This window comes from Providencia sp. wls1943 (assembly GCF_009706275.1).
Taxonomy (GTDB): domain Bacteria; phylum Pseudomonadota; class Gammaproteobacteria; order Enterobacterales; family Enterobacteriaceae; genus Providencia; species Providencia zhijiangensis.
This window is the reverse complement of sequence record NZ_WLTU01000004.1, coordinates 1-20,758: the sequence shown is the minus strand read 5'-3', so window position 1 is coordinate 20,758 and position 20,758 is coordinate 1. Positions and strand designations below refer to the sequence as shown.

The following is a 20,758-nucleotide window of genomic DNA, read 5'->3' as shown; positions in this document are numbered from 1 at the left end:
TTTTTGTTTGTATCATTAGCTGTTTTGACCACAGATTTTCATCGTGATTTTATCTCACCCCATCAGGCCTTTTACCGTCTCACGCCCTTTCCAGTGACGCGACAGACTAGAATAAAAAATGAACAAAAGCATAATTCATTAATTCTTTTTAAGAATGTACGAAACCGTTTGCTTTTTATTTTTACGGCTATAGAATTCGTCAGATTTTTTTGGCCAGAGGAAAGCTACAGGAGGCAATTGTGTCCGGTGATAAAAATTATAGTCATGAGCCAGTACCCATATCCGCAAGAAAAGGCGGGCTCGCATTAACCTTTGTAATGCTGGGTTTAACGTTCTTTTCCGCCAGCATGTGGACCGGAGGCGCTCTCGGTACCGGTCTTAGTTTCAACGATTTCTTCCTCGCAGTTCTCATTGGTAATCTTATTCTTGGTGTCTACACCGCCTTCCTTGGTTTTATCGGTTCTAAAACAGGCTTAACAACCCACCTTCTTGCTCGTTATTCTTTCGGTATTCGCGGCTCTTGGCTCCCTTCTTTCTTACTTGGCGGTACACAGGTCGGCTGGTTCGGCGTCGGCGTTGCCATGTTCGCCATTCCTGTCGGTAAAGCTACAGGTTGGGATATCAACTTACTGATTGGTATTTCAGGTATTTTGATGACCGTCACCGTGTTCTTCGGTATTTCCGCGTTAACCGTGCTGTCCATTGTCGCCGTCCCTGCCATTGCTATCTTAGGAAGCTACTCCGTGTATCTTGCCGTGACTGATGCCGGTGGTTTAAGCGCTATGCAAATGGTAAAACCGGAACAACCTATCGATTTCAACCTCGCACTGGCGATGGTCGTCGGTTCATTTGTCAGTGCGGGAACTTTAACCGCTGACTTCGTACGCTTCGGGCGTAAGCCGAAAATCGCGGTACTGGTGGCGATTGTGGCGTTCTTCTTGGGTAACTCACTGATGTTTATCTTCGGTGCGGCGGGAGCAGCTTCCTTAGGCATGGCGGATATCTCCGACGTGATGATCGCGCAAGGATTACTCTTACCCGCAATTATCGTACTTGGTTTGAACATTTGGACAACCAACGACAACGCGCTATACGCATCTGGCTTAGGGTTCGCCAACATTACGGGCTTATCCAGCAAGACGTTATCCATTATCAACGGCTTAGTGGGCACACTCTGCGCACTGTGGCTGTACAACAACTTTGTTAGCTGGCTGACCTTTTTATCCGCAGCCATTCCACCGATTGGTGGCATTATCATCGCGGATTACTTAATGTATCGTCATCGCTATGCCACTTTTGACATGAGCAAAATGCGCGATGTGAATATCAGTGCGTTGATAGCCGTGGCTGCGGGTGTTGCCGCAGGACATTGGCTGCCGGGAATTGTCCCAGTTAACGCAGTGCTTGGCGGCGCTATCTGCTACGCCATCCTGAATCCACTATTGAATCGCGTACGCGCCACTAATTCGGAGATGACCCGTGCTTAATCAACATATTCAACATATCCACAATATCCGTTTGCCTGAGCGTGAAGGCCTGTGGCGAATCGATATTGAAAATCAACAAATTAAAGCTATCGTTCCGCAGCCCAAAGGTGAAGTATTAGCGAACAGCCTTGATGGTGAAGGTGGCTTAGCCATTCCACCGTTTGTTGAGCCACACATTCATTTGGACACAACGCAAACCGCTGGGCAGCCAAATTGGAACCAGTCTGGCACCCTGTTTGAAGGGATTGAACGCTCGGCTGAACGCAAAGCAATGCTAACCCATGACGATGTGAAACAGCGCGCTTGGCAGACGTTAAAATGGCAGATTGCTAACGGTATCCAACATGTTCGTACCCACGTTGACGTTTCCGATGCCACTTTAACGGCACTGAAAGCGATGCTGGAAGTGAAAAAAGAAGTTGCGCCTTGGGTGGATATGCAGATCGTTGCTTTCCCGCAAGAAGGGATCATGTCCTATCCAAACGGCGAAGAGCTATTAGAAGAAGCACTACGTTTAGGGGCGGATGTAGTCGGGGCCATCCCGCACTTTGAATTCACCCGTGAATATGGTGTGGAATCACTTCATAAAACTTTTGCGCTGGCACAAAAATATGACCGTTTAATCGATGTTCACTGTGATGAAATTGATGATGAACAGTCACGTTTTGTCGAAACTGTTGCCGCCCTTGCTCATCGTGAAAATATGGGCGCGCGCGTTACCGCCAGCCATACCACAGCCATGCACTCATACAATGGGGCTTATGCATCCCGTTTATTCCGTTTGCTGAAAATGTCAGGGATTAACTTCGTCGCCAACCCGTTAGTGAACATTCACTTACAAGGTCGTTTCGATACCTATCCAAAGCGCCGTGGTATCACCCGCGTGAAGGAAATGCTCGCCGCAAATATCAATGTCTGCTTCGGTCACGACGATGTGTTCGACCCGTGGTATCCACTCGGCACCGCAAATATGCTGCAAGTGCTGCATATGGGTCTGCATGTTTGCCAACTGATGGGCTATGGCCAAATTAATGATGGTTTAAAGCTTATCACTGAGCACAGTGCGAAAACGTTGAATTTGCAAAACTACGGTATCGATGAAGGGAAACGCGCAAGCCTGCTGATCCTGCCTGCTGAAAACGGTTTTGATGCAGTACGCCGCCAAGTGCCAGTACGCTATTCCATCCGCGATGGTCGCGTGATTGCCACTACGCAACCAACTGTGACTCAAATTCAACTCGACGATGTCGAGACGATTCGTTACGGCTATCAGCCACATAGCGAGAACTAAGCTTTACCCCAGCACGGGGCTTGTTGAGCCTGCAATCAATGAGTGCCCCGTGTTTCTTTCCTCTGAAATATCTTCATTTACCTCATTTTTATTGCTAAACCCCAGACTGTTTCTTTACAGTAAAAGTTTCTTTAATATGAATTAAGTCAAATAAAACGATTACTGGGTTTCCATGAGAATACTATTAATTGAAGATCACCTAAAAACCCAAGGCTGGGTTAAAAATGGCTTAGAAGAAGCCGGTTTTCTAGTGGATGTGGCTAACGATGGTCGCGATGGACTCTACTTTGCATTAGAAAACAATTATCAATTGGTTATTCTCGATATCATGCTGCCCGGTATGAGTGGCTGGGATATTTTAAAAATCTTACGTACCGCCAAAAGTATTCCCGTTATTTGCCTCACGGCTCGGGATGCCGTAGACGATCGAATTAAAGGCTTAGAGCTTGGTGCCAATGACTACCTTGTAAAACCATTTTCGTTTTCTGAATTATTAGCGCGCGTTAAAAACCAACTCAAAGTGAATCAACCAACCTCGACAACCATGACGATTGCAGATCTAAAGATAGACCTGACCCGTCATGATGTTGAACGCGGAGGAAAGAAAATAATCTTAACCCGCCAAGAGTTTTCTTTGTTGCTGTTTTTCGTGCTGCATAGTGATGAAATTTTACCGAGAACCTTAATTGCCAGTGAGGTTTGGGGCATCGACTTTGACAGTGATACCAATATCATCGATGTCGCCATCCGTCGATTGAGAAAGAAAATTGATGATGAGTTTGAAATTAAGCTTATCGAAACCATTCGAGGGATGGGATACCGCTTAAATAGGCCAATAGAATGAAAAAAAAGTCGCTGCGCTTTCAACTTATTTCCCTGTTTATCATTCTGATGGTCGCTAATGCTGGCATCGTGACATGGGTTTTGTATCACTCGCTGAAAAATGAGCTGTCAGAACAAGACAATAATTTGCTAGTAAACCGCGCGGAACAACTCGCTAAGTTAATTTCGGGTGGCATCGATATCAAAACGCTGCCGATGTATTTCCAAAGTATGATGGACATGCGCCAAGATTTAATCCAAATTTCTGATGCGAGTGGGCACATACTCGTCGCGACTAACAGCGAACTTCTGGATACCCAACCACTGCGGCTAGTTAACCTCGAGCAGCTCAATATCCATGCAATCAACCATTGGCAAACCACACAAAGCATTCCCATCTCCGCGGTCTATTTCGCCATGAGCTCACCATTAGGGCAGCTCCATATAGTACTCGGTAAAGTCTCCGTCGATCGCAGCGGGGTATTAACCCAATATTTAACCCAAAGCGTGCTTGTGTCTGCCCTCTCAATACTGTTGATGGGATTACTGAGTTTATGGCTGTTGAAAAAAGGGCTCTCCGATATTCAATCACTGAGTCAGATCACGATCAAAACAGACGTTCATGCATTGAATGATCCGATCGATATTGATCAGCTTCCACAAGAGTTAAAAGAGCTGGGCGAATCAATGAATACCATGCGCCAACGGCTAAAACATGACTTTGTTAAACTAACCCAGTTCGCCGATGATTTAGCGCATGAGCTAAGAACGCCCATTAATGCTATTCGAGTGCAAAATGAAATTACGCTCCAGCGTTCCCGCAATGTGAGCGAATATGAAGAGGTCATCATTAGCAATATTGAAGAGCTCGATAAGCTGGCACAGATGATCCAAAGCACATTATTTATTGCTCGTGCTGAAAATAAAAACATTACGTTGAATCGAGAAAATCTCTCAATCTCAGCATTAGTGAATGAGGTTTATGAACTATTTTCTGCGTATGCAGAAGAGAAGCAAATTACGTTGTATTGTGAATCTTCAACTCTCACACTTGATGCTGATCCGGTATTACTCAGCCGTGTATTCATGAATGTTATTGCTAATGCGATTAAATACTCTCACCCAAACACTCGCGTGGTCACCCAAATCGTAGAGCTTCCCCAGCAACGAGAAATCCGCATCACTAACCAAGGGGAACCACTACAAAATAGCACGGAAATTTTCACCCGTTTTTGGCGCGGAGATAATGCCAGAACCACGGAGGGAACTGGGTTGGGGCTGGCGATTGTCAAAGCCATTGTTGAACTACATGGCGGTTCGGTTAGCTTTGAACATAATGCAGGTACCAGCACTATTACGCTAACATTTCCTACAATCTAAAATTTCCTACAATTAAGTAAGATGACAAATTTGTCATCTTACTGTCAGCCACTTTTATCACGCATTCGGTATAACTGATCTCATTCCTCTTTTTGCTATGGAGCGCACAATGAAAAAGTTACCTAAAATCCCCGGATCTCAAATCACGGATGAGTCCGTTTTTTTTATGAAGCGCCGGCAGCTACTCAAAGCCTTAGGTGTGGGAGCGGCAGGTTTAACCGTTGCAGCGACAGCAAATGCCGGCTTATTTTCTTGGTTAAGTGACGATGCCCCAGCAACGCCCGCGACGCCAAGAAAAACCCTCACATTTATTCAGCCTGAAGAATTTCAGTCATCGTTAACACTGACGCCCGAAGATAAAGTGACTGGCTATAATAACTTTTATGAGTTTGGGCTAGGGAAATCAGACCCAGCTGAAAACGCACATACCCTCATTACCGACGAATGGACGGTCACTATTGATGGGGAAGTGAATCGTCCTTTGACCCTGAATTTAGATGATATCAACACCAAGTTTCCCCTAGAGGAGCGCATCTATCGCATGCGCTGCGTCGAAGCTTGGTCAATGGTTATTCCTTGGGTGGGTTTTCCATTAGCTAAATTATTGGCCTTGGTGGAACCCACCAGCAAAGCCAAATATGTCGCCTTTGAAACCCGTTATGCTCCTGAACAGATGCCGGGACAAAAAAGCCGTTATATCGGCGGTGGTTTACCTTATCCCTATGTTGAAGGGCTGCGTTTAGATGAGGCCATGAATCCACTAACCTTACTTGCCACTGGCGTATATGGAAAGACATTACCCAATCAAAATGGCGCCCCGATCCGCTTGGTTGTCCCTTGGAAATATGGCTTTAAAGGAATTAAATCTATCGTCAAAATTCGCCTAACTGAGCAGATGCCAGACACCACATGGAACCTATCCGCACCCAGTGAATATGGTTTTTTTGCCAATGTGAACCCGCAAGTTGATCATCCTCGTTGGTCACAAGCGACCGAGCGTTTTATTGGCGCAGGGGGTTTAGGTCAAGTGACCCGACAGCCTACTTTGCTGTTTAATGGATATGGTGACCAAGTCGCAAACTTGTATCAGGGGATGGACTTACGGAGATACTTTTAATGCCCCAAGAAAACAGGCTATTAGTGAGATTAACCAAAGGAGGCTTTCATCTTATTGCTCTGCTTCCTTTGGTATGGCTGGTTTTTTTAATTGATACCCAGCGACTTGGCGCAGACCCCGCTAAAGATATCCAACATTTTACGGGGATAGCTGCGTTACGTTTGCTCGTCGTTATCGCCCTGATCCCCGTTATCGCTAAATTATTGCGATTTACCACGCTGTTTCAGACACGAAAATTACTGGGATTATGGTGTTTTTTCTGGGCTGTACTGCATTTGAGTAGCTATTTATTACTGGAGATTGGCATCAATAATTTAGCACTCTTTTTCGAGGAAGTTTTTTCGCGGGTCTACTTAGTGATTGGCGCCACTGCTTGGCTATGCTTATTTTTAATGGCGGTGAGTTCGTTCAACCGCATACGAATGAGCCTCGGCGTATGGTGGAAAAGAATTCACATGCTGCTTTACCCAACGCTATTACTCGCACTTTGCCACTATGCTTTGTCATTAAAAACCCTAACGCCTGAGCCAATCATTTACTTAGTGTTAGTGGGTAGTGCCTTTGCTTATCGCGTTTGGAACCAACAAAAACAGCAGATCAAACCTTAAAATAAGTTGGCGATCCCCAAGATCGCCAACCAATTCATCAGCGATAAAAAATCAGCTTTTTATCCACCTCAATATTCATCGAATCCTGCCAAGCCACCAGCGTTAAATGCGCCAGCTTACTCAACCCCACATAAAATGGAGAATCGCCTTTTTCCTGTATTTTGTCTAAATAGAGCAGGCCCCATGGCAAAATATGTTTACCGAGTAATTCAGAAAGATTTTCAGGTTGGTGTTCCGCTACCCAAGCCACCATCATCATCAATAAACCAAAATGGTCTTCGGGCTCGTTTTGCGTTAAATGAATATCAATTTGATTGGCTTGCATCCACTCGCGAAGTTGCAAGGTAGACTCGCCAAACAGCACATTTTCTTTATCAAGCCAGACCGATCCCCACGGTGGAGAAGGAAGTGCGTAAGGGCCAATAAAGAGGCGTTGATAGGCTTCATCAAGGGTTTCATCATCACGTTGCATTGCCGCCATCTCTGCGGCAATCCCTTGTTTTTGCGCTTCAGAGCCGTAATGCCAATCTGCTACCCACTCGCCTGATACCAATAATTCGATAATTTCGGGCACTTGGTCAGGGGAATAATAGAATGCCGCACCAAGGATCCGAGCTGTCACAGAAACATCATTTAAAGCGAGTTCGTTCATGGTGTGTAATCCACTGTTCATGTGTTATTTGTTGTTTTGCTTATTATTGATAAAAATTCTTGGAAACGAAAGGCTTAGCAGAAAGTTGCTAAGCCTTTGAGATGACGATTAGTTAACGGCCATGCCCACGGTCATGTGCAGACCATAGAACACACCGCGTCCAACAATCTCGCCCGCCAACACTAACAGGGTACCGATACCCAAGTTAATAACGGATGGATTACGTTTCGCGATTAACGGCATGATCCAGCAGCCCAGTCCCATCGCTACGGCAACAATCTTAATATCCATTAAGAAGCCGTAATCAGGCACTAAATCCGTTGCTTTTTGTACTGCGGTTTCAATGCTCGCCAAGTCAAATCCTTGGGAAATTGCCGCGGCTGCACTCACTAATAATGCTATCGCACTCAATGCAGGGAGACGACGGATACATTGCAGGTCAAACCCAGCCACACGCAATAACAGCGCGGCTAAGATAGGCCCACCCAAGAATGCCGTTAGCACGAAGTTGATCATGGTGTAGCTGTTATTCCATGTTGGTACCGTTGGGATTTGATACACACGGGAAGTTGCCACCACAAAGATAGCCGCAAGAACAGCCACCACCACTAACCATAATTTACCTAGCGCAGCCGGCATTTTATTTAACACTGCCAACAACCAATACAAGCCACCAAAGGCAAAGAAGATTGCACCACTGGCAATTTCATTACTCAGTGAAGAAGCCCCTAAGCGGTTGAAGGCATTAAATGCACGCAATGGGGTCCCCATGTGCATCGTGGATAATAAGAAACCAATTCCCATTAACACCCACAGGCCGAACATGCTGTAATGCACTTTGCGGTTAAGTTCAGGGGATAATTTTCCACTTAACAAAACCGCTGCCATCACAATAAATGCACCTGCAACACTTTGACCAATAACGGTGAAAAACATCAATGGCCATTCATGAATTCCCGCGCCCATATTAAACTTCCTCCGGGTTAGCCAGATGACCCGTGGTATCACCGACAGGTTTGCTATTGGCATTCAATTTTAAAACGATGTTTGGATGAGTATATTCAGCCGATGGTAATGGTGCGATTTCCGCTAAATCACCATATTTAGCGCGTAGCTCTTCTATCGGCGCCATATCCAATGCACGTAATGGGCAAGATTCCACACAGATTGGTTTTTTGCCTTCTGCAACACGCTCATAGCAACCATCACATTTGGTCATATGACCTTTGACTTGGTCGAATTGAGGCGCACCGTAAGGACACGCCATGCTGCAATAGCGGCAACCAATACAGACCTCTTCATCCACCACCACAAACCCATCTTCGCGTTTGTGCATCGCACCACTTGGGCACACTTTGGCACACGCTGGGTCATCACAGTGGTTACACGAAATAGATAGGTAATAGGCGAAAACATTCTGCCCATAAACACCATCTTGCTCAGTCCAATCACCGCCCGCATATTCATAAATACGGCGGAAATTCACTTCTGGAGATAAGTTTTTAAAGTCTTTGCACGCTAACTCACAGGTTTTGCAGCCAGTGCAACGACTTGAATCGATATAAAAACCATATTGCGTTGACATATCTGGCATCCTTAAGCTTTCACAACTTCAACAAGATTAGAGTGTGATGGGTTCCCTTTCGCCAATGGCGATGGACGTTGAGTGGTCAGCACGTTAATGCTGCCCGCATGATCAACGCGGTTACCATCCGGGTCATACCATGCACCCTCACCCAAACCAACCACACCCGGTAAAATACGTGGGGTGACTTTGACGTTGACACGCACTTCGCCTCGGTCATTGTAGACACGGACTAAATCCCCATGTTTCAGGGAGCGTTTCGCCGCATCTTGTGGGTTGATCCATAACTCTTGAGGACAAGCCGCTTTCAATACATCCACGTTGCCATACGTTGAGTGGGTACGTGATTTATAGTGGAAGCCCGTCAACTGTAATGGGAATTTTTCCATTAATGGGTCGCCGTACTGCTCAAACCCAACGGAATAGACTGGCAATGGATGGATCACATCCCCTTCTTCCAGCTCCCATGAATTTTGCAGCTCCGCCAATTGCGCGGAATAGATCTCGATTTTGCCTGATGGCGTGGTCAATGGGTTTGCAATTGGGTCTTCGCGGAAGCTTTGGTAAGCCACATGGTGACCTTTAGGGTCACGTTTTTTGAAAATACCTTGCTCACGGAACTCTTCGAACGTTGGCAGCTCCGGTAATGCAGCGCGAGATTGTTCGTATAAATGGCGCAACCACTCTTCTTGGGTACGATTTTCAGTAAACTGCTCACCGACCCCCATACGTTTGGCAATTTCGCTGGTCATTTCATAAATATTGCGGCTTTCAAAACGCGGTTTGATAGCTTGATCAGCAAAAATAACGTAGGACATATTCCCCGCGGAAGCATCCATACAGAAATCCATTTGCTCAGATGCAGTGCAGTCTGGCAGTAAGATATCGGCATATTTTGCAGAGGCGGTCATGTGGTTATCAATCACCACAATCATTTCGCACTTAGACTCGTCTTGCAGGATATCGTGGGTACGGTTGATTTCTGAATGTTGGTTAACTAAACAGTTACCAGCGTAGTTCCATACCATTTTAATTGGCACATCCAATTTGTCTTTACCACGGACACCATCACGGGTAGCCGTCATTTCAGGACCACGCAGGATAGCGTCTGTCCACATAAACATGGAAATGCTAGTTTGCACTGGGTTAGTTAAGGTCGGCATACGCACGAATGGAATACTGTAAGAGCCTTCACGAGCCCCCGTATTACCGCCATGAATACCGATGTTACCGGTTAAAATCGCGAGCATTGAGATAGCACGAGACGTCAGTTCACCATTAGAACGACGCTGAGGTCCCCAACCTTGCACAATGTAAGCCGGTTTTGCGGTACCGATTTCACGAGCTAATTTCACAATGCGCGCCGCCGGAATACCGGTGATGGATGCTGCCCATTCAGGGGTTTTCGCTTGACCGTCAGGACCATCACCTAGGATATAAGCTTTGTAGTGCGCATTTTTGGGTGCGCCAGCTGGCATGGTGGTTTCATCATAACCCACGCAATATTTATCTAAGAATGGCTTATCCACTAAGTCTTCTTTGATCATCACATACGCAATAGCGTTAACCAGCGCCGCATCAGTACCCGGACGAATTGGGATCCATTCATCTTCACGCCCTGCACCTGTATCGGTGTAGCGTGGATCGATGATGATCATTTTTGCGTTAGATTTTTCGCGTGCTTGTTCAACATAGTAAGTCACCCCGCCGCCGCTCATACGCGTTTCGCCAGGGTTGTTACCAAACATCACGACTAATTTAGAGTTTTCGATATCTGATGGACTGTTACCGTCTGCCCAGCCACCAAAAGTGTAATTCAGACCTGCCGCAATTTGTGCGGTACTGTAGTCGCCATAATGATTTAAATAGCCACCACAACAGTTCATGAGACGCGCAATTAAAGTCGCGCCTGGTGGCCATGATTTTGTCATGGTACCGCCAAGAGTACCTGTACCGTAGTTCAGGTAAATTGACTCATTACCATAATCTTTAATTAAGCGTTTCATGTTATCGGCAATAGCGTCGAAAGCTTCTTCCCAACTGATTCGCTTAAATTTACCTTCACCGCGTTTGCCTACACGCATCATTGGGTAGCGCAGGCGGTCTGGGTTATAGACGCGGCGGCGCATAGAGCGGCCACGTAAACATGCACGGACTTGGTGCAGCTCTTCATACACGTCATTACCGGTATTATCGGTTTCGACGTATTTGATTTCGCCGTCTACAACATGCATGCGCAGTGGGCAACGGCTTCCGCAGTTAACTGTACACGCACTCCAAACAACTTTTTCATTTCCTGATGGTGTCGATGTTTTTTGCTCTGTTTCCGCTGAAGCGCTAAACGGAAGAGAAAATCCTCCCGCGGCGGCGGCTAAACCTGTCACGGCGCCCGCTTTCACAAAGCCGCGACGGCTAAGAGGAGCAAAAACAGCAGCTTTCTCTTTTATATTGGCCATATATAACTCGCTCACTTAAATTGCAATTGCTTAAAATAATAAGAAGTTTTTTCGCTAAAATAACGGAATAAAAAATGTAGTTTGTGTGCCATTAGCGATAAAACCGCCAGCCACATAATTAGAGGTAATTAGAATTTTTGATTGAGTTAATAATATCAATCGGAGAATTTGAGAGATTGTTTTACATCAATAAACATATTGATAATCAACATAGTGAACTATTCTTTGTCGCTTAATTCGTGGTTGACTCTGGAAATTCGTTATATATTAAAACATATAGATTGAGCATTATGGAATTTAAAACAGATCTTTGAATGATAATTATTATCAGTGTTATTTTTTAATATAGTCATGCCAAGTTAAAAAGGCAAAAAATAATGCATACATTTGCCTTCCGGTGAAAAATTTCTCATAAGATTATAATCCAATATTTAATTTTGCTTCTAAAATTAGCATTTCACTTTCTTCATTCATCTGCATATTATTAATTATATTACCATCAATGATAACACTATTTTCAATTGATAATGATAAATAGTCTTTATAATTGCTAACAATTAACTCAGATAATCCTCGACTAAAACCATCATTTATTAAATGAAATAACTGACTTATCAATAGTTCCATATTTAAGCCTGAGATAAAAATTATCATTAATTAATTTCATGTCATTTAAAACCTCAATAAACTTAAATAAATTGTAATCCAAAAATTATCTTCCTCCTTTATCCTTACTATTGCTAAATTTATTTTTTGAAATTTAGTTTTTTATTTATATTAACCCAATTCTGTATATACCCTTCACCAAAAACCTCATCACCCCATTTTCCAACAAAAACCATTTCTTTTTTTGAGCCCTCCTTAATGCTACCCCAATATTTTATAAATTTATTTACTATAAACTTAAAAGGTTTGTTTTCTATTTTCCAGCTTAAGAACATTGCATAGAATGCCTGTGCATCTTTATTTTTCATTCGTGATAAATCAGTATATTTGCTATTATCTATTTTGCTAATAAATAATGAATCTATCACTTCCATCAATGATTCTTCATCAGATATTAATGGATTGCATTTTCTATATTTTTCAATCTCTATCTCTATAGTCTTCTCTAATTTATGAACATTTATCTCAGATATATTATTCTCATATAAAGCATGACAAACATCAGTTGACAAATATTCTCCAGAATAATCATCTAAAATACCATTCTCTAAATTCTCTAATCTATCAATAGAACGATTAAAACTTTCATGTTACTTTCATTGATTATTGTTCCTTCCAATAAAACATTATAAACTGGGTCACTTCTTTCTTTGTCAACTTTAGATACATTTTTTATAAAATTAATCAAGTTACTCCTTTTACCTGTGTATTCATCAGTTCCTATAATAAATATTTTTGGCAATAACATGTTGATTTTTATTTATTTTTTATCTGAAAATATATCGCCAAACCTATTAATTCCACCTACAAGATTATTAAATTGAGAATGACTAAGTAGTGACTGACCTTTTTTATTTTCTAAAACAAATAATCTTTCCACTGGTAAATTAACTCCTTCAAGGAGAGTTGATGTTGTTATGAGAAATTTTATTTTTTTAGAATTTTTAAATACTGTTTCAATATATAACCTAACATTATCGGTCATAGAGCCATGATGATACACTATACCCTTTCTTAAACATTTAATTATTTGAGTAAAGAAGTATGTCAAATCCTTTTTTATGCTTTTTTCCTCTAGGTTAAAAAAAGGAGATGCAATTTCAAAATTATCAAAGAATTCATTAATGATGATGTGCGATAAGAGCTCACCAATCATTCCTTTTTTAGTATTCTCTGATGTATTCTCATATCGCTCGAGAAAAGCTTGTAGAGTCGGGGCATAACGATACATAGCATAGATTTATTTTCTCCATGACAAATCCGTACAAGATGCTTCCTTAATACTTGCTTAAGTTCATCTGAAAAATCTAATATATGGCATAAACCATAACCATCTTCAATCTGAATGTATACACCTGCTAATGATTTTACCGTTTATAACTCTTAACATAAGATTACTTTCACAAAATATATCATACTTCAATATATTGAAGTGTTAACAAAGTCATAACTATGGTCTTTACATTATTTTCCATTTCTAATGGAATAATTTTATCTAATATAAATCTGATGCTAAATATTTACTCAAAAACAGATCAATTGATCGCCAATGAAAAACAAAAACACTTAACATATTGATTTTACTTTAATATTTAAATTAATATCGCTTTAAAAAATATTATTCCGTTTTTAAAATGTATACATAGCTTTCAGCTATAGAAGATACTTGATATTAACAACACCGCTACTCACAGTTACCCACCGCGTAATATTTATCAAAAATCACAATGTACTTGCGGCTTTTCTTGGCTAAACGCGCATCTTGATACGTTTGATTAGGTAACAGGTAAAGGACGTAAGGCTCAGTATCATCCTCTGCATTGCAATTGTTATGCAGCAACACTCTAAAATAGGTATTCCCTGTATTTTTCAACATGCCTGCATTTTGGTCTAGCGTATATTTAAAATCAGGCTGTTTGGGTCTCACGACGAAATACGTTTCTAAACTGACCGTTGGGTAAAACAGCGGCTGTTTACGTTGCTCATTATCATTTTGCATTTCAAGTGGCGTTTCACTAATAATAATTTTGTAATAGCGCTCTTGGTTGTCCACGGTTCCGCGATAAAAAATTTTAAAGAATTCCTGCTCTCCCGGTAATAGAATTTTCTTCAGTGGAGTAAAGATAATTTCCCCATTATGAATGGCTCGCCCTTGCTCATGGCTGCCCGGCTTATCAATTTGATACGCACTAAAGCTGTATAAATTGGTCTTTTTCGTATCGTTAATATAGGGCTTAGAAAAAAATTCTTTCTCGGACTCCATCGAGGAGATGTCCGAATTAATGTAAAGCGCATAAACGCTAGCATTGAATGAAAACAGTGTGCAGAGCAATAAGAATTTCAGCAAAGAATTGAGTTTCATATTTAACCTGTTAGCGCTGAAGAAAAAGGCGACTGAATACTGAATGAGTCGCCTAAAAAATGAATGAGTTTATTGAATATCGGGCCCTGTCCAGATGGCTTTTACTGTCACCGTCCCGCTTGCGGATACTGTCCCTAGCCAATCAATGCCATCTAACGTAAAGAAAGAATTCGCCTCATTCATTGGGAATAGCAAGTCTAAATTGGTGCGATAAAAGGAACCTAAATCTTCATTTGGTCTTGCCCACGGCGTCTCTTCCCATAACGCATTTTTGAGGGAAATTTCATTGCTATCGCAGCTGGCTCGGTAAGACTCTAAGCTTCCCGTGTAATTTTTAAATGACAAATACGCCGAAAATGGCACTTTGAATTTGTCATCATTGGAGCTAAACAAGCAGTACGATTGTCCTTTCAGCGTGGTACTTGGGCCTTCCACTTTGGCGGTGATTGAATCTGCCTGCCTTGGTCCGCTGGTCGTCACAATATAATTAAATTCAATTGGCGGCTCTTCATTTCCCACTTTCCCGGTTTTCGATTGGTTCGGGTTAAAGTCGGCAGGGATAATACTGATCCCATAATCCCGCGGTTTAATAATCAAATAATTCGATGGTGTGAACTCATAAAACCCTGATTGTGGTAACGGAGACTGAAAAGCAAACGTATAAACACTATCCGCTAAGGTCACGTTCGAGTTAGGGGAAGCATCAACAATCGATTTCAAATACGTATTTGATAGAAATACTTCAATAAAATTCGAACCATTATTAAAGATCTCCGACATATTGGTGGTCGCTGACCAGTTCGTCCAGCGGGTACTATTGGTTCCTTTATATTGGATAACATTAGCTCGAGGAGCCGCAGTCAAACCGAGTTTTTGATGATCGATATACATACGGACAGTAAACGAACCACTGATTGATGAGCCTTTCGTTTCTAATTCAACGAGCTGGCAAATAACACCAGAAACGTTTCCAACAATTCCCGTAGTACAGAAGTTGGAGCCCAACCCAACCGTTGGGTTACCGTTACTATCCACGAAAACTTCCTGCAAAGCCCCCGTTCCTTTCAGGATAATATTTCCCTTTTTATTCGTTGGAATGTAGTGCTGCTGAGTCGAGGTTCGCCCACCGCTGGTCATACAGGTCGAATTACTCAGGTCATAATCATCTCGGCTCGTACAAGTTCTTAAATCAAACGTGTATTCGGTTCCCGGCGGTAATTCTGCAATCCAACGGTAAAATGATTCAGAAAAGACGGGTCTGGAGTAACCGGATTCTCCTGGTGTTCCTGTTTGCTGAATTTTATACGCACCATTATCCCGCAATTGTTGAGCTGACCAATAGGATGTCGCAGGGCAATTTCGGTTGTTTGTCATACAACGGTTCCCCACAAATGGCTGGTTTACAGGGGAGTTTTCTAGCCAAATATCCCCCTTATTATAGGTCGAGCTAAAAGGGGCTCCGGTATACCCCATATAGCCTAAGCTTAATTGGCTATTTCGTTGATATTTAGTAAAAACGTTGGATCCAGAAAAGCGAGGATCAACCCTGTTGGCAACGATAAAAAATTCGTTATCAATCTGGTTCTCAACAATGACGTATTCCTGCAATGGTGCTGTCGCTGCCAATGCATTTGACGTGAGTACCGCCAGTGAAAAACAGAGTGCTGATGTCGATAATACTCGCATGTTTTATTAACCTTAAAATTGAGAGTTAGCGTTTTGCTAATGCTTCTTGAGGCTCACAAGTCACCTCACCTACCCATAAAGCACCGCGTGCCCCTTGTAGGTTTAAATCGGCTTCGCAGATCGTTTTCTCATCTTCTTGCAATAACGAGATCACGGGATAGCGCACATCAACGTCCATGGAGAATTCCCCATTCTTATCGGTTTTTGTTCGCCCAATATGGTTACGAATCGAGGCATATTTGATGTATTCACCATCTGGTGATTTAAGCCGTCCAAATACGGTAACTAACTGACGAACTTCAGGTTGATAAAACGCGATATTACCCGGATACAGCGTGACGGATTTATTGCGTCCAGAGGCAATGTCAAAACTGTCTTTTGACTTCCCGTCGTTCATTAACTGGATGTCGTAATCTGAATAGGGTGACAATGGAATAAAGGTATTTTTTCCGCTGATTGGGTAATTTTGCCCATTCACCTTCGCCACCATGCTACCGGCACCTTGAATCTCTGAATTAATAATGACCCCTGATTTTCCTTGGTTGCCGCTTGGTGTGATCATGCCGTTGCTATAAGCCACCGATCCGCGAGAGGTTAAGTTTCCGTTCAGTCGGTCGCTATCCGGTCGGTTAATCGTGACGGTGCCTGAGTTATATTTCATGTCATAAGAAGCGTAAGCCAGCGTCGAAAAATCTGATTCGCCATTATCTTTGTCACGCACTAACTTAGAGACTGAAATTCCCGCATTAGTGATCGGCGAGTTTTCAAAACTCTTGTTGGCGTAAATATTGGCTTTCATGTTGCCGTTCGTGGAAGAAACGCCTGTGCTTAACCACGTAGACAGCGGTAATGAGAAGTCCAAATTCACATATTTTTCGTTGGTACTGTTTTGACTATCATAGTGATAACGCTGTACACCGGCTCTGAGCCCAACGGTTCCATAGCGCCCAGAAAACAGCGTATTCGCATATTCGTAGTTAATTGAATCGCTGCCTACGCGACGGTCTTTGGTATTACTGATCGTGAATGAGCCAGCTCTATCAATTAGCTTGTCGAAGTTAAATGTACCGCCATAGGAATAGTTATCCGCATCATAAAGCGGTAAATCCCCTTCAATCACCGTCCGCTCTCGTGATGCCCAAAGGGAGCCATAACCATCCGGAATACTAATAGAAATCGTGCCAATGTTGCGATGGCTGCCGTGGTTTTCCAGCATGCCCTGCCAAGAAACCGAGATATAATTATTAATCGACGCGTTGATGCTCGTTTCTTGAACCAGGAATTTATCAAAACCATAGTTTGACATCTGAAAGCGTATCCCTGACAGCACAGGGAAGTTATAGGCGAATGATGCGCCCGCTAAATAGCTTTTTTCTGGAGTTTGGCTGTGACGATCTTCGCCACGGACATAATTTCTTTTATCGAAGTCAACATAACCCCCGTACATTTCCCAATTCAGTTTGTCGAAGTTTCCTCCGATTGCCCCTAAGGATTTATTAATTGTCTGGTTTTGGGTGGTGACCACTTTCCCATCAACAACCGTTTCGATAGTCACGTCATAAATACCAAAAGGTAGTGTACTGGTGTCTACCTCAAAGTTACCCATTGGGAAGTTTTGGATGTTCAGAAGCTTACCTTGGCGATAAATACGAACTTCACCAGGGCTATTTAAGAAGGCATAAATAGGGGTCAGTGACTGCTGTTTAGTGTTGACGACACTCGCGGAGTTATTCCCGATAGTGACCGCATAAATTTTGCTACTACTCAACGCAGTTAAGCTCGCAATAGACTGTAAATTCCACGTACTCATTAAACCCAATGCGACACGCAGTCCATTAAAGTCCCGCTCATACATCGCTCGGTATAATTCAACATTCGCATTGGATTTACCAATGCTATAAGCCGACGCATTGATATTAAAATGGTGTTCTGCTGCGGCAAATAATGCGTCTAAATTGAAATAGCTACTGGAGCTATTTTTTGCATTTTTTACCTGACTTTGGAATACACCTAAATCATAGTTTGCCACTGCCGAAAGTGAATTAACGGATGAATCACCTAAAACAGAATGCCTTGCGTGGGTTTTCGGTGCAAAAGCAGCTTTATCAACATCTAATGATAAATTAAATGATGAGATATTTAATTTCAGCACCGCATTATTGTCGATAACAATACCATTGGTATCATCAAAAACAGTATTTTGTTTATTTTCGATCTTTTCAACCAATACATTGTTTAGTTTTGGTCCTTGCGTACTGTCAATGAGCTGAATACTGGATAATTTAATTTTACCTTGGTCAATGACAATAACTGCATCCGCGATTTTATCTTCGCTTTGGTTGTTTTTAGCATCATCACTTAATCGTAGAAAAACAGGCACAGACATTCCTTCTTCCAATGCACTCACAAATGCCGGAGGAATAATGTAACCACCAATTTTAATACTCTTCATCTCACTAGCATGAATGGTGTTTGAAAAAAAAATGCTTAATATTGATAAAGCAATAACACTCTTACGCATGATTAAAGTCCGTTATTAATTATTTGACGACAATGAAATCTCCTTTGTGCCAAATACCTACGCTAGATTTTTTATTATTAAGATCGACAAACTGTAATTTCACAGCTAAATGTGGCATGAGGTAATAACGCTCACGACAAATACCATCCACACTGTATTTTTGTTTTTCAGGTAAACATGGCCCTGATGCCACCACACGAAATGAACTATTCCCTATATTGGAAACTTGGGAGTTTGCATATTGGTAATTAAATTTTTCAATTCTTGGTGCAACAACCAAGATAGTGCTAATAGTCGCTGAGGTTGTCGCTGAAGCAGATTTTGCACTTTGAGTGACTCCGCTTTCACCAATAGGGTCATCTTTCCAATTTAATCGGTAATAACGTTCTTTATCGTCTTTGGGGCCTTGATAAATAATTTTAAACACATCTTTTGCTTGCCCTGGCAAAATCAAATTAGCAGGGGTTGATAATATTTCGTTGGGATCCGTTACTGGAATAACTTTTCCATTCTCAAGTGGTGAGTCTATTTTCTCGATAGTTAAATTAACGAGCCTTGCCGTATTAACCGTATTTTCAATTTCTTTTGCTAATGAGTCTTCATCTGACGATATGATTTCAGTGATATTTCCTACATTAACCGCAAAGCTCATTTTTAGTGGAAGAATAGATAATAAAGCTAATGCTAGTGTTATTTTTTTCATAATTATTAATTTTAAAAAAGATAACGATAAAGATAATATTTCCCTATAGTATCTTTATCGTGAAAATTAGTTATTCACTAAGCGTAAATAATCAATTAAGGAGCTGGTGTGAAAGTACCATCCCAAGTTGCAGTGAACTGAACTTTAACATCACCATCCCATGAACCGTCGGTCAGTGCTTTGAAGTCTGTCGCTGCGCCAGCCACTTCCGCGCTAGCAATAACGAAAGTGAACTCACCACGGTCAGTTGCACGCTCTGAACCATTGTAGATACCATCTGCAGCTAAGTTATCTAAACCTGATGTTAAGCTTTTTGAAGTATCGATTAACACAGTGTCAGTCGTTTTATTCAGATCTTCACCATTCCATTTAACGCCAACAGTTAATTTAGAATCATCTGTTGTTCTCGCTAAAGTGTTAGAAATGATTTTTGATGCTAATTTAAAATCTGTTGCACCTGATTGACCTTGAATAGCGATATCAAATGCGCCATTTTGTTGGTTAAAGCTTTTCTGACCTTCTGCATAGTTAAATGTTAAGCTTTTTAATGGCGTAACAACCAGCATACTTGTCGTATCTTTAATTGCGGTCGCTTGCCATGTTGCTGTCGCTTGAGCAGTACGAGTGTCAGCATTAGCCACTGTAGCAAAGGAAGCAGCAATAATTGTTGATAGCAAAACAGATGCCATTTTTTTATTTAACATGTTGTTCTCTCTATTTAATATCCATGAAGAAAAATATAATTGCATAGCATAAAAAACACATTCATTGTGTGTTTTATAAAAGACAATCTTAATTTTCCATAGATGAAATAATAATAAAATAACCAGATAATACTGATTATTTTATTCTTAAATTAAGAAGAAAATTAGCAATTATTTATGATGGTTTTTGTTGAATAGCTTTTCCAAGAAATATATCTCCCAATATTTTCTTTGCTATCTTTTTCTCTTTCTGAGTTTACTTCACTATCAACATACTTTATAACATCAACCCATCTTTTATCTAAAATACTTAAAAATATATCTAATTGATCTAAGGTAATCGCAGTGATTCCCATTTCGTATCGGGATATCTGTTGCTGGCTAATACCTATTAACTTTGCCAACTGCTTTCCCGTCATGTTTTTCTCTTTTCGCGCTTTTCTTAAAAAAGTTCCCACCTGGCCACTAATTATATTAGATTTCATTAACCACACTCCAATATAAAGAAATAAGTTATTTAACTTTTATTAATAATAAATACATTAAAATAAGAGTAAAAACGTTTATATCGATCGAACGAGAATATTTTGATAGGCGCAGCCTATCAAAACTCAATTTATTGATCGACAGGCTTTATTAAAATACAACGAGCGCGAGTACTCTTAATATGATAGGTATATTTAACTAACTGATATATTAAATAAAATTTAATTCAATT

Annotated in this window: 19 protein-coding genes; 6 read left to right on the top strand and 13 right to left on the bottom strand. The window is 41.6% G+C overall.

The window, feature by feature from the left end; translation table 11 throughout:
• The first annotated feature begins 239 nt into the window (after nt 1-239).
• The 6 genes from codB to GKR48_RS00865 all read left to right on the top strand — a co-directional run bounded on the left by codB (nt 240) and on the right by GKR48_RS00865 (nt 6,705).
• Nucleotides 240-1,487 (top strand): cytosine permease, encoded by a 1,248-nt coding sequence (gene codB, locus GKR48_RS00890; RefSeq protein ID WP_272521927.1) that lies wholly within the window; start codon nt 240-242, stop codon nt 1,485-1,487.
• Nucleotides 1,480-2,778: a cytosine deaminase gene (locus tag GKR48_RS00885; RefSeq protein ID WP_336431099.1), complete on the top strand. Its 1,299-nt coding sequence runs from the start codon at nt 1,480-1,482 to the stop codon at nt 2,776-2,778. The genes codB and GKR48_RS00885 overlap by 8 nt, the downstream gene beginning before the upstream one ends.
• A gap of 172 nt (nt 2,779-2,950) precedes the next feature.
• Entirely contained in the window at nt 2,951-3,622 is a 672-nt protein-coding gene (locus tag GKR48_RS00880; protein ID WP_154626247.1) for a heavy metal response regulator transcription factor, read from the top strand.
• Nucleotides 3,619-4,980, top strand: a complete 1,362-nt coding sequence (locus GKR48_RS00875) for a heavy metal sensor histidine kinase (RefSeq protein ID WP_154626245.1) — start codon at nt 3,619-3,621, stop codon at nt 4,978-4,980. The genes GKR48_RS00880 and GKR48_RS00875 overlap by 4 nt, the downstream gene beginning before the upstream one ends.
• A 109-nt stretch (nt 4,981-5,089) precedes the next feature.
• A complete protein-coding gene (gene msrP / locus GKR48_RS00870) occupies nt 5,090-6,097 on the top strand; it encodes a protein-methionine-sulfoxide reductase catalytic subunit MsrP (RefSeq protein WP_195848209.1) in 1,008 nt (335 codons plus the stop codon).
• A complete protein-coding gene (locus tag GKR48_RS00865) occupies nt 6,097-6,705 on the top strand; it encodes a sulfite oxidase heme-binding subunit YedZ (protein WP_154626241.1) in 609 nt (202 codons plus the stop codon). Before msrP ends, GKR48_RS00865 begins: the two co-directional genes overlap by 1 nt.
• A gap of 37 nt (nt 6,706-6,742) precedes the next feature.
• On the opposite strand, the gene dmsD is transcribed toward GKR48_RS00865, so the two are convergent.
• The 13 genes from dmsD to GKR48_RS00800 form a co-directional block, all read right to left on the bottom strand.
• Nucleotides 6,743-7,357 (bottom strand): Tat proofreading chaperone DmsD, encoded by a 615-nt coding sequence (gene dmsD / locus GKR48_RS00860; protein ID WP_154626239.1) that lies wholly within the window; start codon nt 7,355-7,357, stop codon nt 6,743-6,745.
• A 108-nt stretch (nt 7,358-7,465) separates the two neighbouring features.
• Entirely contained in the window at nt 7,466-8,323 is an 858-nt protein-coding gene (locus tag GKR48_RS00855; protein ID WP_132496824.1) for a DmsC/YnfH family molybdoenzyme membrane anchor subunit, read from the bottom strand.
• 1 nt (nt 8,324) lies between these two features.
• Entirely contained in the window at nt 8,325-8,942 is a 618-nt protein-coding gene (locus GKR48_RS00850; RefSeq protein ID WP_036950397.1) for a DMSO/selenate family reductase complex B subunit, read from the bottom strand.
• 11 nt (nt 8,943-8,953) lie between these two features.
• Entirely contained in the window at nt 8,954-11,398 is a 2,445-nt protein-coding gene (dmsA, locus tag GKR48_RS00845) for a dimethylsulfoxide reductase subunit A (protein ID WP_154626237.1), read from the bottom strand.
• 417 nt (nt 11,399-11,815) lie between these two features.
• Nucleotides 11,816-12,025: a hypothetical protein gene (locus tag GKR48_RS00840; RefSeq protein WP_154626234.1), complete on the bottom strand. Its 210-nt coding sequence runs from the start codon at nt 12,023-12,025 to the stop codon at nt 11,816-11,818.
• Nucleotides 12,026-12,144: 119 nt separating this feature from the next.
• Nucleotides 12,145-12,576 carry a hypothetical protein gene (locus GKR48_RS00835; RefSeq protein ID WP_154626232.1) on the bottom strand — a complete coding sequence of 144 codons (432 nt, stop codon included), beginning with the start codon at nt 12,574-12,576 and terminating at the stop codon, nt 12,145-12,147.
• Between the two features lie 248 nt (nt 12,577-12,824).
• The gene (locus tag GKR48_RS00830; RefSeq protein ID WP_154626230.1) at nt 12,825-13,295 is read right to left on the bottom strand and encodes a helicase-related protein; all 471 of its coding nucleotides are present in this window, start codon (nt 13,293-13,295) and stop codon (nt 12,825-12,827) included.
• A gap of 453 nt (nt 13,296-13,748) precedes the next feature.
• Complete coding sequence (locus GKR48_RS00825; protein WP_154626227.1) at nt 13,749-14,426, bottom strand: fimbrial protein; 678 nt, start codon at nt 14,424-14,426, stop codon at nt 13,749-13,751.
• A 69-nt stretch (nt 14,427-14,495) separates the two neighbouring features.
• Nucleotides 14,496-16,112: a fimbrial protein gene (locus tag GKR48_RS00820; protein WP_154626225.1), complete on the bottom strand. Its 1,617-nt coding sequence runs from the start codon at nt 16,110-16,112 to the stop codon at nt 14,496-14,498.
• 25 nt (nt 16,113-16,137) lie between these two features.
• Nucleotides 16,138-18,633: a TcfC E-set like domain-containing protein gene (locus tag GKR48_RS00815; RefSeq protein ID WP_154626223.1), complete on the bottom strand. Its 2,496-nt coding sequence runs from the start codon at nt 18,631-18,633 to the stop codon at nt 16,138-16,140.
• 19 nt (nt 18,634-18,652) lie between these two features.
• Nucleotides 18,653-19,336: a hypothetical protein gene (locus tag GKR48_RS00810; RefSeq protein WP_154626221.1), complete on the bottom strand. Its 684-nt coding sequence runs from the start codon at nt 19,334-19,336 to the stop codon at nt 18,653-18,655.
• A gap of 95 nt (nt 19,337-19,431) precedes the next feature.
• On the bottom strand, nt 19,432-20,040 hold the full coding sequence (gene ecpA / locus GKR48_RS00805) for a common pilus major fimbrillin subunit EcpA (RefSeq protein WP_154626219.1): 609 nt from the start codon (nt 20,038-20,040) through the stop codon (nt 19,432-19,434).
• Nucleotides 20,041-20,204: 164 nt separating this feature from the next.
• The gene (locus GKR48_RS00800; protein ID WP_154626217.1) at nt 20,205-20,525 is read right to left on the bottom strand and encodes a helix-turn-helix domain-containing protein; all 321 of its coding nucleotides are present in this window, start codon (nt 20,523-20,525) and stop codon (nt 20,205-20,207) included.
• Between the last annotated feature and the right edge of the window lie 233 nt (nt 20,526-20,758).